A 14,922-nucleotide genomic window follows, 5' to 3' on the forward strand; every position below is an offset into this window, starting at 1 on the left:
ATGCTGGCACCGCCCCCGCGCTCTAGCCTGCTCTCATGACGCAGTCCCCGCTCGAGGCCGCCCAGGTCGACACGCCCTGGGGCGCCCTGCGCATGCTCGCCACCCCGGAGGACGGCGTCGTGCGTGCGGCGGGCCTCGACGAGTCCGACCGCGAGCTACGGCTGCGGCTCGCCGCGCCGTACGCGACGCGAGGCGTCGTCGAGGGTGACCTGGACGATGCGGTGGGCGCCGTGCGCGCCTGGCTCGCCGGGGACCACGGCGCGCTGGCGTCCGTGCCCGTCGAGCAGCCCGGAGGCGAGTTCTTCCAGGAGGTCTGGGCGACGCTGAGGGGCGTCCCCGCCGGGGAGCCCGTCTCCTATCAGGAGCTCGCGGCCGCCGCCGGACGTCCCCGCGCGATGCGCGCCGTCGGCACCGCCTGCGCCCGCAACTCCGTCGCGGTCTTCATCCCCTGCCACCGCGTGATCCGCGCTGGCGGGCTGCTGGGCTCGTACGGCTTCGGGGGAGTGGGCATCAAGGCATCCATGCTCGCGTTCGAGGCGGGCGCACCCTCCGGCCGGCTCGCCCTGATCGAGGCCTCCGCCACCGAGACCGACCCGGCCCCCGCATCGTCCATGTACGGCGATCCCTCATGACCCCGCACGCGCCCGCGCGGCAGTGGGCGCCGCTGATCCCGCTGATCGCGCTCGGCTGGGGTTCGTCGTTCCTCTTCATCGAGCTCGCGCTGCGGGCGTTCACCCCGAGCCAGGTCGGCTTCGGACGCCTCGCGGTGGGCGCCGCCGTGCTGTGGCTCATCGTCGTGATCCAGCGTCGACGCCCGACCCTGAGTCGCAAGGATGTGCTCGCGGTCGCGCTGGTCGGCGTGTTCATGTCGGGCGCCCCGCTCGTGCTGATCCCCATGGCGCAGGAGCACCTCACGTCGATCCTCGCGAGCCTCCTCAACGCGACCACCCCGCTGTGGACCGCGTTCTTCGTCGCGATGCTGATCCCGTCCGAGCGCATCCGCGGCCCGCAGCTCGTCGGCCTGCTCGTGGGCGTGGCGGGCATCGCCGTGCTCGTGGGCGCGTGGAACGTGGACGAGTTCTCCGTGCCGGGTGTGCTGCTCATGCTGTCGGCGACGGCCTGCTACGGCATCGGCGGCACGCTGTCCCGCCGCCTGCTTGCGCGAGTCAACGAGTCGCACACGGTGCTCTCGGCGACGCAGATCGGGACGAGCGCGGTCCTGCTCGCGCCCTTCGCGCTGCTGTCGGGAAGCCCCGAGCCTGGGGCGTTCGCGCTGGACTCCGTGCCGCTGTGGGGGCTCATCGGGCTCGGCGTCGCGGGCACGTCCATCGCGTACGTGGGGTTCTGGCGCGTCGTGAAGCTCGCGGGCGCGACCACCGCATCGTCCGTGACCTACCTGGTACCCGTCGTCGCGACGACCCTGGGCGTGCTCGTGCTCGGGGAGCGGCTGCACTGGAACGAGGTCGTCGGTGCCGCCGTGGTGCTCGTGGGGGTGTGGCTCGCGGGCCGTCAGCCGCGCGCGCCGAAGAGTGGGGTCACTCCCACGCGAACATCTTCTTGAGGTTCTCCACCGACTCGGTCGGCATGAGGTCGGAATTCTTCTTGATCTTCGACACTCCGATGCCCACCAGGATGAGGATGATCAGCAGGACGCCGCCCGCGATCGTGAGCGCCGACAGCCACACCGGCCACACGGTGGACAGGCCCGCGACCGCCGCAGTCAGCAGCAGCAGGGACATGAAGAAGGCGAAGGCTCCGGCGGCGATCAGCAGCGCGGCGCCGATCCCGACCTGCTTGAGCTTCTCCTGAACCTCCTTCTTGGCGCGGTCCAGCTCGATCTGGATCATCGTCTGGTACCGGGCGACGATGCCTCCGAAGAGTGCGCTGGCGGCGGACTTGGCGAAGGACGACATCGATTGCTCCCCTGGGTCGGATAGTCCTAGTAGATCTTCTATCGGCGTCATGGCGCAAACGCGTGAGCGAGATCGGTGCCGGCGGCGCGGCGCGGTCCCGTCCGAGCGCTGCCCAGCACGGGTGGCCGGTCCAGTCCGCGCGCACCTGGCACCCGCATCGTCCCTGTCCCTGGCCCACACCGCCCCGACCGTGCCACCCTGTGCTCAAGCGAGGACGCCGGACCGGCCCCGCGCGCCGATGCTCCCGCCGCCACCCGTGGCCCGCCCACACACGTGAAGGAGCACGCATGCCCGAGGTCTCGCCGTTCGCCGAGAGGATGCCCCGTTCGGGGATCCGCCGCATCATGGACGCCGCATGGGGCTCCGGCAAGCCGTTCGTCGGCATGCATGTGGGGGAGCCGAACTTCGTGCCGCCGCGCCACGTGCTCGAGGCCGCGGGCGAGGCGTACGCCGAGGGCTTCACGCACTACGTGTCGAACATGGGCATCCCCGAGCTGCGTGCCGCGCTCGTTGACAAGCTCGCGCGCGTGAACCGCATGGAGGTCACGCCCGACCAGATCGTCGTCACCGCGGGAGGTGCGGAGGCGCTGTTCGCCACGTACTCGGCGATGCTGACCGCGGGCGACGAGGTGCTGATCCCCGACCCGGGCTGGCCGAACTACGCGATGGCGATGGACATGCTGCAGTGCGTGACCGTGCCCTACGTGCTCCGGCCCGATCACGACTTCGTGCCGCAGATCGACGAGCTCGAGGCGCTCGTGACGGACCGCACCAGGGCGATCATCGTCAACAGTCCGTCGAACCCGCTCGGACTCGTGTACGACGCGGCGACCCTCGAGGCGCTCGTGCGGTTCGCCGAGCGGCACGACATCTGGCTCATCTCCGACGAGTGCTACGACGCCCTCACGTTCGGCGCGGAGCATGTGTCGCCCGCCGTGTTCGACACCAAGGGCGTCGTGATCTCCACGTTCTCCTTCTCGAAGACGTACGCGATGACCGGGGTGCGGGTCGGTTACCTGGTCGCTCCGCCGGCCTTCGCCGACCTCGCGGGCAAGTTGCAGGAGCCCGTGCTGTCCTGCGTCAACGCTCCCGCGCAGAAGGCGGCGCTCGCGGCGCTCACCGGGTCGCAGGACTGCGTCGAGGAGATGCGGGCGGCCTACGAGCGGCGGCGCGACCTCGCCGTCGCCGAGCTCGATCGGCTCGGGATCCCGTACGTGATGCCGACCGGCGCCTTCTACCTGTGGATCGACGTGCGTGCGCTCGCGGGCGACATGAGCGTCGACGACTGGGCGCTGAAACTACTCGCGGAGCAGGGCGTCGCGGTCGCGCCGGGGCTGACCTTCGGTGCCTCGGGCGACGGCTGGGTGCGGCTCGCGCTGGCCGCGGACGATGCGGACATCCTCGCCGGGATCGCTGGCATCGGCCGGATGATGGTGCGCGTCTGAGGCCCCGGTGCGCCCTGGAATCGCACCAGGGTCGAGATCCGCGCCGATTCCGGGCGTCATGCGATTCCAGCGCGCAGACACCCCGTAACCTCCCCGCAAACAGCGAGGTCTACGGTGAGGCTTCTCACCCGGTGCCGACCTAGGGGGCGTTCGTGACGAGCTACGACATCGTGGAGATGGGCCTTGCGGAGATGCGGGCCGCGCTCGAGGCGGGGGAGGTTACGAGCGTCGACCTCGTGACCGCCTATCTCAACCGCATCGCGTACTACGACCGCACCGGCCCGTGCCTGCACGCGCTCGCGGTCCTCAACCCGGACGCGCTCGCAGACGCGGCGGCCTCCGACGCCCGACGCGCTCGCGGCGAGGCCGGCCTGCTCGAGGGCATCCCCTTCACGATCAAGGACTCGTACAAGGCGAAGGGCCTCACTGTTGCATCGGGCAGCCCAGCGCTCAAGGATCTCGTGGCCACGGACGATGCGGCGAGCGTGGGCCTCTTGAAGCAGGCGGGGGCGGTCCTGATCGGCAAGACGAACATGCCCCCGATGGCGGCAGGCGGCATCCAGCCAGGCGTCTACGACTACGCGCGCAGCCCGTACAACCCGGACTACATCACGGCGGCGTACGGCTCGGGCTCGTCGAACGGCTCGGGCACGTCGACCGCCGCGAGCATGGCGGCCTTCGGCATGGCCGAGGAGACCGTCTCGTCGGGCCGCTCCCCGGCGAGCAACAACGCGCTCGTCGCGTACACCCCGTCGCGCGGACTCATCTCGATCCGCGGCAACTGGCCGCTGCGCCCCACGTGCGACGTCGTCGTCCCCCACACCCGCACGGTGTCCGACCTCATGGTCCTGCTGGACGTCCTGATCGCCACCGACCCCGACACGACTGGCGACTTCTGGCGCCAGCAGACCGCGGTCGCGCTCCCCACCCCCGAGGACGTCGTGACCAAGCCGATGCTGCGCGAGCGCCCGACGCGCCTGGACGGCCTCCGCATTGGCGTGCCTACGATCTTCATCGGGGAGGACGATGCGCCGCTCGAGCCTCCCGTCATCCGCCCGAGCGTGCGCAAGCTCTGGGACCAGGCCGCCGCCGATCTCCGAGAGCTGGGCGCCGAGGTGGTCGAGGTCGACTTCCTCGCGTGGAACAACTACGAGGAGGACCGGCCCGGCGCCGACGGCCTCGCCGCGCGCGGGCTCGTCCCCGCGAACTGGCGGACCATGGAGGGCGGCCCGGTCACCGCGATGGTGCTTGATCAGTTCCTCCAGGTGAACGGCGATCCCGACCTGAACAGCTGGGCCGATGTGGACGGCGACAGCGTCTTCCCCGTCGAGGACGCCCTATGGCCCGTGTGGATCACGCGTGCCCGTGGCGGCTTCGACTGGCAGCGCCTCGCGGAGATGGCCAAGGCGGGAGTGCCGTCGTCCTTCGACGAGGTGCCGGGCTTCGATCAGCTCCTCAACGGGCTTGAGCAGGCCCGCAAGGACGACTTCGAGCAGTGGCTCGTCGACCAGGCGCTGGATTTCATCGTCTTCCCCGCGGCCGGCGATGTGGGCCGCGACGACCTCTTCACGCGCCCCGAGAGCCTCGCCCACGCGAGCCAGAACGGCGTCGTGTACTCGAACGGCAACCGCGTGATCCGCCACCTCGGCATCCCCACGGTGACCGTCCCGATGGGCTTCATGGGCGACACCCAGATGCCCGTCGGCCTCACCTTCGCGGGACCCGCCTACTCGGACGACGTCCTCATCGACCGGGCGTACGCGTATGAGCAGGCGACCCGCCGTCGTCTGCCCGCCTTCCTCACCCCGAGCCTGCCGAGCGACGTCATCCCCGGTGGAGCATCGTCCATGGACGATGCAGTCGTCTCGACTGCCCACACGGTCCAGATCGAGCGGGGCGAGGTGTTCTGGGAGGTGACCGTTCGTCTCGAGGACGATGCGGCGGCCCAGGTGTGGGCGGACGGCCACATCCTCGCGCCGGTGGACGGGGAGCCAGGGGCCTACGCGGGTCGCATCTCGTTGCGACGGAACCGGCTGTTCGAGGAGGTCATGTCGATCGTCAAGAAGGGCTCCTCGGCCGAGTACAGCCTCACGCCCCTCCCGGCCTGACGGTCCACGTCGGCCGTGGATGGCGGAGCTGAACCGGTTCCGCGAGCATTGACGGGGCTGACGGGCTGTGCCACGGTTGGGGTGCCAAAGCGAGGGGGTTCCAATGGCGAGTTCAATTTTGTTGACATGCACCAAGTGTTCTGCGAAGCACTCGGGCTCAATGAGCCCTTCGCTCTGCCCTGATTGCTACGCGAAGTCTCAGCGCTAGCCCTTCACTCCAGGCGCTTCCCGGAGACGAAGTAGGCGTCGGTCAGTTCTCGCGGGCTGAGCGCGACCGCCGCATCTCCTCGGCGAGGTCCGGATACGTCGCGGCGAGGCCCTCGACGATCCGTTCCTGCACGGGCTCTGACTTGTTCTGGCTGAGCTTGGCGCGGGCGTCGAAGCGGGTGACCTCGAGCCGGTAGCCGCGCGTCCCACGCGCGAGGCGACGCGTGCCCTCCTCGTCCTCGGCGAGGCTGTGGCCGCCGGGCATCCCTCCCTCGAAGTGCTCGGTGAGGCGGCTGAGGGTCGCGTAGTTCTCCTCGTCGGTCAGGATCTGCGGCGTGCCGTACAGGTGGGCGGTGAGGTGGTTCCAGGTGGGGACGATGTCTTGCCTTTCGTACCAGGACGACGAGACGTAGCCGTGAGCGCCCTGGATGATGACGAGGATCTCGTGCTCGCCGAGGTCGTGCTCGCGCGCGTCCCCGAGGCCGAAGTGGCCGACCAGGACGATGCCGTCCGCCGCATCGTCCAGGAGGACCGGATAGTGCGAGGCGACCAGGCCGTTGTCCGTGTCGGAGACGAGCGTCGCCCACGGGTTCTTGCGGATCAGGCGCTTGATCTCGTCGACGTCGGTCAGGTGGTAGCGGGTGGGGCTGTGCACACGGTGAGACTATCCGGCTGCGCGGCTTCCGAAGTAGTCCTCGATGCCGCAGGTGGCCGAGCTGATCTCCCACAGCAGACGCTCCGACGCGGCATCCCGTTCGCTCGGAAGGAGCACGGCATCCCCGGGCTCGCCTCGTCCTGCGGGTCCGTAGAACTCGCCATCCTTCGCAGCCGGATCGAGCGAGGCGCGGATGATGCCGAGGGCCCCGTCCTCGACCGAGTGTGCGACCTTGAGGGTGCGCGTCAGGATGTAGCGATCCAACAGGCGCGTGCCCCCAGCCCGCGCGGTCTTGGCCTGGAGACCTGAGTTGGTGGGGCCGGGGTGCGCGGCGAGCGACTTGATGCCTCGTGCCTTGTCTGCCTCCGGCATGCGGTCGGACAGCGCGTAGGTGAACATCAGGTTCGCCAGCTTGGACTGCTGATAGCGGCGCCACTTGGCGAACCCGGGGAAGCCGTCGCCGCCCAGGTCGCCGCCGTGGGCCTCGAAGTAGCGGGCCTCAAGCGGCTTGCCGCGGCGCGCGCCGGACGAGTGGTTCACCACGCGGGCCTCGCCGCGTGCGTCCGCCGCGGTGCGCAGGGCGGGCCACACGAGACTCGTCAGCAGGAAGTGCGAGAGGTGGTTGGTCTGCATCTGGACGTCGCACCCGTCGACGGTGGAGTTGTCCGGCAGGCCCATCACGCCCGCGTTGTTGCACAGCACGTCGATCCCCTCGGGTGCCGCGGCGAGGATCGCGGGTCCAGCTGCGCGCACCGAGTCGAAGCTCTGGAGGTCGCACTCGATCGCGGTCGCGTCGATTCCTTCGGCGGTGAGGGCGTCGAGCGAGGCGTCCGCGCGGTCTGAGGCACGGTTGAGCAGCAGCAGGCGGGCGCCGAGGCGCCCCGCGGTGCGGGCGAGGACTGCTCCCGTCCCGCTCGTCGAGCCGGTGATCGCGACGGTGCGGCCGTCAAGCCGAGGCAGCGTGGCGACGGTGGCGTCGTAGTGGACGGACGGCGGCGGCGGATACTCGCGAGGGGACATGACGCTCCGGGGGTGGCAGTGGACTGAGCAGTGCTCAGTGCGGACGTGTGCCACACTACTGAGCATTGCTCAGCCGCGCCACCCCTGGCGCCGAGATCGTGAGGAGTCGCCGTGCCGACCTCCAGCCAGTCCGCCGGCCGAGAGCGCCTTGTCGCGTGCGCGCTCGACATGCTGCGCGAGGGTGACCCGGCGGACGTGTCGATCCGAGAGGTGAGTCGCCGCGCCGGCGTCGCGTCGGGCACGCCGTACCACCACTTCGGAGACAGGGACGGGCTGCTGGCGGCCTGCGCTCAGGTGGGCTGGGAGGAGCTCGCGGCGCGGCTCGCCGATGTGGATGTCGCCCTCGATCCCGACGCGCAGATGGCCGCCATCGCGCGCGCGTACCTCGGCTTCGCATTCGCCAACCCGGGCTTGTACAGGCTCATGATGTCTGCGGGGGCCGGCGACGCGATCCACGCCCAGGACATCGTCGCGGTCCGCTCGGAGGCAATGGGGCAGGTGACGCGTCGACTGGCGGGGCGAGGCGACGATGCGGCGGCGCTCAAGGCCCGCGGGACGGCGCTCTGGTCACTCGCTCACGGCTACGCGATGCTGCGGCTCGACGGTGCGGTGACCGGCGACGCCGACGCGCAGGTGGAGTCGATCGCCGCCGCGATGGCGAAGCTGGCCTGAGGCAGTCACGCCGCTCTTGGGAAGAAGCCCCCGCGATGAAGAAGTGATGCCAGGGGCTTTGGTGGCTCCGACCAGCGTCGATCCGGTGACCTTTCGAATTGGAGGAGGCCTCTGCCAGCGGTTTTCGCGGGGTGGTGGGGGCTTCGGAAGTGCCAGGTAGACCTGTGAATTGGCTGTCGCGGCTTGTCGGCGGATGCATCTGAATGTGCGGGATAGATACGGGGGGGGGTGACTCTTGCCGCCGAGCGATGGCGCGGCGCTCGGCCTCGCCCGGACTGTCAGGAACGAAAGGTTGCGGCGGCCCACCCGAGGGCCGGGGCTATCCGTCGATGAGGGCGGCAGACACGGTCCACAGCCGTTCGGCGAGCTCCGGGTCGAGTGCCCACTCCTTCACGCCGTGAGGGTGGTCAGCGAGGGTGGCGTCGTTGGGTACCGTGTACGCCTCCTGTCCGTCGTCGAGGTAGTGGCCTCCCGTATGCGCGAACTCGGGGCGGGTGGCGGCGACCATCGTCGTCGCGGCTCCTTGCTCGATGGTCTTGTACGAGAACACTCCCGCCGCCTCTGCGGCTTCGAGGGACGCCTTCTGTGCCGGCGTGAAGTGCCGTTGAAGGCCGGTGGCCACTCCACCGGGGTTGACGGTGTTGGCGACGATGCCGTCGGCCTGCCATCGGCGGGTCGCCTCGACGGCGAACAGCGAGTTGGCCGTCTTCGCCTGCGCGTACGCGATCTGAGGGTCGTAGGCCCGCCGGACGAACTGGAGGTCGTCGAAGTCCACGCCGCCGCGCATGTGAGCGGTCGAGCTCAGCGCGACGATCCTCGACCCGTCGCGTTCTGCGGCACCGTCGCGCAGCGCGGCGCGGAGGCCGCGAGCGAGGGTGAAGTGGCCGAGGTGGTTGGTGGCGAACTGGAGCTCCCATCCCTCGGCGGTTCGTTCGAGTCCGCCTGTCACGACGCCTGCGTTGTTGATCAGCAGGTGCAGTGGCATCTCCCAGTCGGCAACGAACCGCTGGACCGACGCGCGGTCAGCGAGGTCCAGGAGGTGCACGTGGGGCCTGCGGACATTCGTCGAGAGGGCGATGTCGTTCGCGACCTTCTCGCCCGAGGAGAGGTTTCGTACGGCCATGTGAACATCCGCGCCAGCAGCGGTGAGCGCCCGTGCGGTCTCTGCGCCGAGGCCTGACGACGCGCCCGTGACGATGGCGCGGACTCCTGTCAGGTCGATCCCGGCGAGAACGTCGTCGGTGGTGGAGGCCGCCGAGAACGGCGTGGTGATCAAGGGTGAAGTTGTCATGGATTCACTATACACACAGTGTCAAGTGCGTATAGTTGGTATAGTTCTCGCATGGCAGACGAGAGTGCGGGTTCCCCCGTGCGTCGGGCAGAGGTGCTGGATGCTGCGTTGCGCACCTTCGCTCGCTACGGGTATCGGAAGACCTCGATGGACGACGTCGCGAGAGAGGCCCGAATCTCGCGACCGGGCCTCTACTTCCTGTTCGAGTCCAAGAGCGGCCTCTTCCGTGCCGCAGCCGACCGAGGCATCGAGCTGGACCTCGCGGAGGCAGAGAAGGCGCTCGTGGACCCCGGCCGTGGGCTCGTCGATCGCATCGTCGACGCGTTCGACTGTTGGGCGGGCCGGTATCTGGGTCCAATGGGGGACACGGCCGGCCTCGTCGAGGACAACCCTGACCTGCTCGGCCCTATCGCGGTCTCCGGCCCCGCGCGGTTCGAGACCGTCCTGAGGGCCGCCCTTGAGCGCGAGCCGTCCTGCCCGGAGCCCCTCGGCGTAGCGCGCACCCTCAACGCAGTGTCGATCGGCCTCAAGCATCAGGGGGTGAGTCGCGCCGAGTACCGTGCTCGGATGGCGGACGCGGTGCGTCTCATGGCTGCGTCCTGAATTGGAGCGCCGCACCGTGTGGCGGGGGAATGCCCCAGGGCACGGCTGTCGAGTGGTCGACTGCGGGGCCTAAGGAAAGAAAGAACCCCTCGCGATGTAGAAGCTTTGCGAGGGGCTTGGTGGCTCCGACCGGCGTCGATCCGGTGCCCCTTCGAATTGGAGTGCACCTCTGCCAGGGGTTTTCGCGGAGTGGCGTGGTGTTCGGAAGTGCCAGGTAGACCTGCGAATTGGCTGTCGCGGCTTGTCGTTGGCTGTACCTGAATGTGCGGGATAGATGCGCGGCGCGTTGCTGCTGACGCAGGGCGACGCGGTGGCTTGCCTGGCGTGATCGGCGGCAGATTCCGACTTTTGGCTACGGCAGATTCCGACTTTGGCGAGCGCTCAGTCGGTCGGCGGCCCGTCCGACGTGAGCAACTCCGTCGCGCTGAACGCTTCGATCCGCTCGGCCAGGGGGAAGCGGTCGGGGCCGGCGTGGACGACGATGATCCGCTCGAGGCCGAGGTCGGTCAGCGCGTGGCGCATGCTCGGTGTCACTTTGGGAGAGTCGGTGCGTTTGATCTCGATGCCCCACTGTGTGGATCCGAAGTCGATGATGAGGTCGATCTCGGCGCCGTCCTGGGTGCGCCAGAAGTACATCGGCAGCCCCCATCGGGCGATGTGCTCGACAACGAGGCCCTCCCAACTTGCCCCGAGGATCGGGTGGGAGACCAGGTCGTCCAGTGTGGGGATTCCGAGCAGACGATGCAGAGTGCCGCTGTCGCGCAGGTAGACCTTGGGGGAACGGACCTGGCGTTTGCCGATGTTCGCCACCCATGGCTTGAGTTGGCGCACCACGAGGGCGTCCGTGAGCGAGTCCAGATAGCGACGAGCGGTGGGCTCGGATGCCCCGAGTGAGCGAGCCATGTCGGCGCCGTTCCACGTGCCAGAGTGATGGTGTGCGAGCATTGTCCAGAACCTGCGCATGGTGGTGGCGGGCACGCGCGAGCCGAGTTGTGCGAGGTCTCGCTCCAGGAACGTGGAGATGTAATCGCCGAGCCATGCGCCCGCAGCCGCGTCGTCGACGGCGGTGAACGACTCAGGAAGGCCACCCCGCAGCCACAGGCTGTTCAGGTGGTCTGCGCCGACCTCCGCTAGTCCGAACGGGCTCAGCTCGACGAGGGCAACGCGACCCGCGAGCGACTCTGCTCCCAGACCCACGAGGTCCGGAGAGGCGCTTCCGAGCAGCAGGAACCGGCCCGGCCGGCGGTCCTGGTCGATCAGGACCCGCAGCGTAGGGAACAGATCAGGCATGCGCTGCGCCTCGTCGATCACGACCGTGCCCGACAGGCGCTCGAGCGCAAGGATCGGGTCGGTGAGACGTGCCTGGTCGCGAGGGTCCTCGAGGTCGAAGTAGTGGCTCCGCTGGGGGTTCAGCTGCTTGCGCACCAGCGATGTCTTGCCAACCTGGCGCTGTCCGGTCAGGAGGACCGCAGGGGAGCGGTTGAGCGCGGACTGCAGGCGCGCGGCATCGTGATCGCGGGGAAGCCAGCTCTCATTCACCCTGTAATCCTAACATCGCGTGTTCGATTTACAGGGTTCTAGGTGTGGTGAGTGAGGGGTGATCGTCCGAGTGCTGCACGACATGACGGCCGCCCCTCGATGGCCGTGGCCTTCGGATCGCCGCGCACCTGCATCGGTCTCTCCCAGGCGTGTACGTTCTTGAGCATGTAAGCGCTGTTCCCGCGGATCCCGGAAGGAAGAACTGCTGCCCGTGCTGAGTTGCCTACGCCCTACCGTCTTCGTGGCAGGGGTGGTCGTGACGGTTGCGGCATGGCTCCTCAGTGGGTGCACTGTGAGCTCCGAGGATGGTCCGCTCACGCCGACGCTCGACCGCGAGCCAAGTCCCGAGGAGACGGTCGAGGGCGTCGCGGAGTCGGTCGTCGTCGATGGTTGGGCCTGCTACTCGCTTGAGGTCGACGGGCAATCGGTCCCCCTCATCGCGGGTCCGCACATGTTCAGCGAGCTGGACGCCGACTATCTCGTGAGCGAGGCCAAGTTCGGTGCGCTTCCCGTCGGCTACACGTGGCGTGTCACGGGGGAATACGTGTCAGGTGAGGAGACGGACGCCGCTCGCGGCGCCTGCGCCTTGGCGGAGAACTACCTCGCGATCGCTGATGGGGCCGCTGAGGGCTACGAGGAGTAGCGGATCCGCGGACAAGTCAGTCAGAGAGTGGAAGTGCGGGGTCCGCACCAAACAGTCGAGCCTAGAGAAACGAGAAACCCCCGCCGTAGCAGGGGTTTCGTGGCTCCGACCGGCGTCGATCCGGTGACCTTTCGAATTGGAGTGGTCCTCTGCCAGGGGTTTTCGCGGGGTGGCGTGGTCTTCGGAAGTGCCAGGTAGACCTGCGAAGTGGCTGCTATGGCTTGTTGGCGGATGCATCTGAATGTGCGCGATAGATGCGGGGCAGGCTCGATCGTCCGCTTGCCCCCAAGCAGCGAAGTCGGCTGTGTCGTCTATCCGGTCGCCACGCCCTAGGTGCGGGAGGCGCTCTCGTCGTTGGCTTTCGTGTCCTTCGAGTGTGAACGCGGACGTGGCCGCATGCGTCGATATCCGCCGCCCGTCGGCTCATGGCGGCTAGTAGTACGAGGCTGCTCGAAAGGCCTGCGCCACGAAAGCGAATCCTCGCTCCGCTGTATCGCGTGGCGCGACTTCGGCGCTCGAGTCCGGAGACTAAGGTCCCTTGTCTCTAGTGACACGCAGTGCCAATGTCTGTCCTTACCAGGGAAGATGGCGCCAAAGCAAACTTCTCTGGCGGGGGGCGTTTCGGCTACCTCTCTACGAGTCAGGATCGAAGGGACGATTAGGGGATGAGAAGGATTGCGCGCACTGCTGCTGCAGCAGCGTTGGCCATCGGGTTGACTGTCACGGGGGCGGCCGTTGCGAGCGCCTCCGATGACGGCGACGGGCTGGAGGGCTGCAACTCCGGCGAACTGTGCCTCTCTACCGCTAACAACGGGCGGTACCAGAAGCACTTCTACGATGCTGGGTGGGAAACGAACTACTACTACTGGGACAAGACGAACAACGTTAGAACCTCGAAGGCCGTGTCAAACAATGCCGACTGGGTGAGGAATCGCACCGGCGAGAAGGTCAAGATCGTCGACGATCATGGCCTGATGCCCGACGAGGTGTTCGTGGTTACGGCAGCAACCACCTCGTGGGTTGAGATCAGCGACACCGGTGTTGCAAACGGCAACGACCGGCACGAAATCGGCTCCGATAAGTGACGGGTTCTCCCGGCCGCTTTGAAGGACATGCTGTGGGCGTGAGGGGTCGTGGCCTCTTGCGCCCACAGCGCCTTTCGGTGGTCGCGAGCGGCGCAGTATTGCTCCTCGTGTCCTGTAGTCCGGCGAGTGTCGACCCGAGCGCAAGCGTCGTGCGCGAGCCTGCGCCAGCGACTTCCGCGGATGCGGAGGCGTCAGTCGATTCGAGCGCTCGGAGCGGATCGATATCGGCGCTGGCCTCGGCGAGCCTTAATCTCCAGCGTCGCATAAGTGTGAGCGTCGCTGCTTGCATGTCTTCTCGCGGTTGGGAACAGTTTGGTGCGTCCTTGGTGCCCACGTCGGTCTTTGAGCGCGACCTGACGGTTGACTACGATCCCATCTTTGTGAGCCCCTTGGAGATCGGTCCAGCCACGCGTGACGAGGCCTACCGATACGGAATGCTGGGTGTTGCTTGGGCCTTCCAAAGCACGGGTGGGCTGCGGGTGGAGTCAAACAGCACAGAATACGATAGTGCGCTCGAGGGATGCCGTGCCCGAAAGTCAACGTCGGACGCAATCGAGATTGTGTCCGACGTCGTAGACCTCACCAATACCGTATTCAGCCACTATCGGGAGCTGGCGTGGCCAGAACTCGAGCCGATCGTGATCGATGAACTGACATGCATGGACACGGCTGGATGGGCGATCGGTGATCCGGAGAATTGGCTGGGCGATGAGTCCCTCGCCGCCCTTCTCAGCGGCATCGGCGTCGAGCCGGGCAGCGCAGGTGAGGCATCGTCGGCGCCTCTTGTGGACGACGTCGCGGAAGGCGACGTGGCGGTTCTTCCCTCTGTGGCGGGCGTCACGTACACGGCTAGCCCCAGTGAGCTTGACTTTGCCTTGGACTGGGTCGCCTGCGCCGAAACAATCGGCTTCGTCGACGATTTCGAGCGGGTGCAGATCCCGATTCGACGGGCCGTCGAAAACGAATACTCAACTGACATTGCGGCGCTCATGGTTCGTATCGAGCAGGCGCGAATTGCGTGAGCAGAGCGGCGAGTGAAGGGGCGTCACGCATGGGCGAGTCGTTGCTGAGCGCGGACGGGCTGGGGCTGGCGTTCGAACGGAACGTGGCGCTGGCGGATGCGTCCGTTGAGGTGCGTGAGGGCGAGATCGTCGCGCTGGTGGGGCGTAGCGGGTCGGGCAAGTCGACGCTGCTGCACTGCCTGGCGGGCCTGCTGGTGCCTGATCGTGGCCGGGTGATGTACCGGGACAGGGAGGTCACCGGGCTCGGTGCGGAGGCGCGTGCGCGGATGCGGTTGACGGAGTTCGGGTTCGTGCTGCAGTTCGGGCAACTGGTGCCGGAGCTGTCTGCAGTGCAGAACGCTGCCGTTCCCTTGCGGCTGGCGGGGTTGTCGAAGCGTGAGGCGGAGCGCAAAGCGATGGGGCTGTTGGAGCGGCTCGGGGTGGCGGAGTTGCGTGCGTCTCGGCCGGGGGAGCTCTCGGGCGGTGAGCAGCAGCGGGTCGCGATTGCGCGTGCGTTGGTGCATGAGCCGTCGGTGGTGTTCGCTGACGAGCCCACGGGCGCTTTGGATGCGGCCAATGGTGAGGCGGTGGCGATGCTGCTGAGGGAGGTGGCGCGCGAGCGGGGTGCGGCGGTGATCGTCGCGACGCACGATACGGATCTTGCATCTGAAGCCGACCGTTCGGTACGTGTCGAGGACGGCGTGACGGCCGCCGAGGTGGTGCGTCGGTGAGGTCCAAGC

Annotated in this window: 15 protein-coding genes; 10 read left to right on the forward strand and 5 right to left on the reverse strand. The window is 68.0% G+C overall.

Features of this window, described 5'->3' with window-relative positions:
- Window positions 1-35 precede the first annotated feature (35 nt).
- Entirely contained in the window at window positions 36-632 is a 597-nt protein-coding gene (locus tag B7K23_RS05290) for a methylated-DNA--[protein]-cysteine S-methyltransferase (RefSeq protein ID WP_084125326.1), read from the forward strand.
- On the forward strand, window positions 629-1,561 hold the full coding sequence (locus B7K23_RS05295) for a DMT family transporter (RefSeq protein WP_084125327.1): 933 nt from the start codon (window positions 629-631) through the stop codon (window positions 1,559-1,561). The genes B7K23_RS05290 and B7K23_RS05295 overlap by 4 nt, the downstream gene beginning before the upstream one ends.
- Here B7K23_RS05295 and B7K23_RS05300 read toward each other — a convergent pair.
- Window positions 1,536-1,913, reverse strand: a complete 378-nt coding sequence (locus B7K23_RS05300) for a phage holin family protein (RefSeq protein WP_159451318.1) — start codon at window positions 1,911-1,913, stop codon at window positions 1,536-1,538. The genes B7K23_RS05295 and B7K23_RS05300 overlap by 26 nt on opposite strands.
- 287 nt (window positions 1,914-2,200) lie before the next feature.
- On the opposite strand from B7K23_RS05300, the gene B7K23_RS05305 reads away from it, so the two are divergent.
- A complete protein-coding gene (locus B7K23_RS05305) occupies window positions 2,201-3,358 on the forward strand; it encodes a pyridoxal phosphate-dependent aminotransferase (protein ID WP_234996427.1) in 1,158 nt (385 codons plus the stop codon).
- Between the two features lie 152 nt (window positions 3,359-3,510).
- Window positions 3,511-5,466, forward strand: coding sequence for an amidase (locus B7K23_RS05310; protein ID WP_084125329.1), 1,956 nt, complete (start codon window positions 3,511-3,513; stop codon window positions 5,464-5,466).
- A gap of 250 nt (window positions 5,467-5,716) precedes the next feature.
- On the opposite strand, the gene B7K23_RS05315 is transcribed toward B7K23_RS05310, so the two are convergent.
- Together B7K23_RS05315 and B7K23_RS05320 are read right to left on the reverse strand one after the other, a co-directional pair.
- The gene (locus tag B7K23_RS05315) at window positions 5,717-6,328 is read right to left on the reverse strand and encodes an FMN-binding negative transcriptional regulator (RefSeq protein WP_084125330.1); all 612 of its coding nucleotides are present in this window, start codon (window positions 6,326-6,328) and stop codon (window positions 5,717-5,719) included.
- Window positions 6,329-6,337: 9 nt separating this feature from the next.
- Window positions 6,338-7,348 (reverse strand): SDR family NAD(P)-dependent oxidoreductase, encoded by a 1,011-nt coding sequence (locus B7K23_RS05320; protein WP_084125331.1) that lies wholly within the window; start codon window positions 7,346-7,348, stop codon window positions 6,338-6,340.
- A gap of 111 nt (window positions 7,349-7,459) precedes the next feature.
- On the opposite strand from B7K23_RS05320, the gene B7K23_RS05325 reads away from it, so the two are divergent.
- Entirely contained in the window at window positions 7,460-8,020 is a 561-nt protein-coding gene (locus B7K23_RS05325; protein WP_084125332.1) for a TetR/AcrR family transcriptional regulator, read from the forward strand.
- A gap of 319 nt (window positions 8,021-8,339) precedes the next feature.
- Here the strand turns inward: B7K23_RS05325 and B7K23_RS05330 are convergent, their stop codons facing one another.
- The gene (locus B7K23_RS05330) at window positions 8,340-9,311 is read right to left on the reverse strand and encodes an SDR family NAD(P)-dependent oxidoreductase (protein WP_084125333.1); all 972 of its coding nucleotides are present in this window, start codon (window positions 9,309-9,311) and stop codon (window positions 8,340-8,342) included.
- Between the two features lie 51 nt (window positions 9,312-9,362).
- On the opposite strand from B7K23_RS05330, the gene B7K23_RS05335 reads away from it, so the two are divergent.
- On the forward strand, window positions 9,363-9,914 hold the full coding sequence (locus B7K23_RS05335; protein WP_200809769.1) for a TetR/AcrR family transcriptional regulator: 552 nt from the start codon (window positions 9,363-9,365) through the stop codon (window positions 9,912-9,914).
- 381 nt (window positions 9,915-10,295) lie between these two features.
- Here the strand turns inward: B7K23_RS05335 and B7K23_RS05340 are convergent, their stop codons facing one another.
- Entirely contained in the window at window positions 10,296-11,453 is a 1,158-nt protein-coding gene (locus tag B7K23_RS05340) for an ATP-binding protein (RefSeq protein ID WP_084125335.1), read from the reverse strand.
- A 292-nt stretch (window positions 11,454-11,745) separates the two neighbouring features.
- Here B7K23_RS05340 and B7K23_RS05345 point away from each other — a divergent pair, with 292 nt between their 5' ends.
- From B7K23_RS05345 to B7K23_RS05360, 4 genes are all read left to right on the forward strand, one after another.
- Window positions 11,746-12,096, forward strand: a complete 351-nt coding sequence (locus tag B7K23_RS05345; protein ID WP_084125336.1) for a hypothetical protein — start codon at window positions 11,746-11,748, stop codon at window positions 12,094-12,096.
- Window positions 12,097-12,761: 665 nt separating this feature from the next.
- Entirely contained in the window at window positions 12,762-13,181 is a 420-nt protein-coding gene (locus B7K23_RS05350) for a hypothetical protein (protein WP_143338103.1), read from the forward strand.
- A 269-nt stretch (window positions 13,182-13,450) separates the two neighbouring features.
- Window positions 13,451-14,203, forward strand: a complete 753-nt coding sequence (locus B7K23_RS05355) for a hypothetical protein (RefSeq protein WP_143338104.1) — start codon at window positions 13,451-13,453, stop codon at window positions 14,201-14,203.
- Between the two features lie 29 nt (window positions 14,204-14,232).
- Complete coding sequence (locus B7K23_RS05360; protein ID WP_084125339.1) at window positions 14,233-14,913, forward strand: ABC transporter ATP-binding protein; 681 nt, start codon at window positions 14,233-14,235, stop codon at window positions 14,911-14,913.
- Window positions 14,914-14,922 lie beyond the last annotated feature (9 nt).

Origin of the sequence: Demequina sp. NBRC 110054 (genome assembly GCF_002090115.1) — a bacterium.
In the GTDB taxonomy this organism is placed as follows: Bacteria; Actinomycetota; Actinomycetes; order Actinomycetales; family Demequinaceae; genus Demequina.

What these genes read in the sequence shown, in the direction of transcription:
- B7K23_RS05290 (WP_084125326.1), top strand. Translation starts at nt 36, where the DNA reads ATGACGCAGTCCCCGCTCGAGGCCGCCCAGGTCGACACGCCCTGGGGC.
- B7K23_RS05335 (WP_200809769.1), top strand. Translation starts at nt 9,363, where the DNA reads ATGGCAGACGAGAGTGCGGGTTCCCCCGTGCGTCGGGCAGAGGTGCTG.
- B7K23_RS05360 (WP_084125339.1), top strand. Translation starts at nt 14,233, where the DNA reads ATGGGCGAGTCGTTGCTGAGCGCGGACGGGCTGGGGCTGGCGTTCGAA.
- B7K23_RS05330 (WP_084125333.1), bottom strand. Translation starts at nt 9,311, where the DNA reads ATGACAACTTCACCCTTGATCACCACGCCGTTCTCGGCGGCCTCCACC.
- B7K23_RS05295 (WP_084125327.1), top strand. Translation starts at nt 629, where the DNA reads ATGACCCCGCACGCGCCCGCGCGGCAGTGGGCGCCGCTGATCCCGCTG.
- B7K23_RS05300 (WP_159451318.1), bottom strand. Translation starts at nt 1,913, where the DNA reads ATGTCGTCCTTCGCCAAGTCCGCCGCCAGCGCACTCTTCGGAGGCATC.
- B7K23_RS05305 (WP_234996427.1), top strand. Translation starts at nt 2,201, where the DNA reads ATGCCCGAGGTCTCGCCGTTCGCCGAGAGGATGCCCCGTTCGGGGATC.
- B7K23_RS05350 (WP_143338103.1), top strand. Translation starts at nt 12,762, where the DNA reads ATGAGAAGGATTGCGCGCACTGCTGCTGCAGCAGCGTTGGCCATCGGG.
- B7K23_RS05320 (WP_084125331.1), bottom strand. Translation starts at nt 7,348, where the DNA reads ATGTCCCCTCGCGAGTATCCGCCGCCGCCGTCCGTCCACTACGACGCC.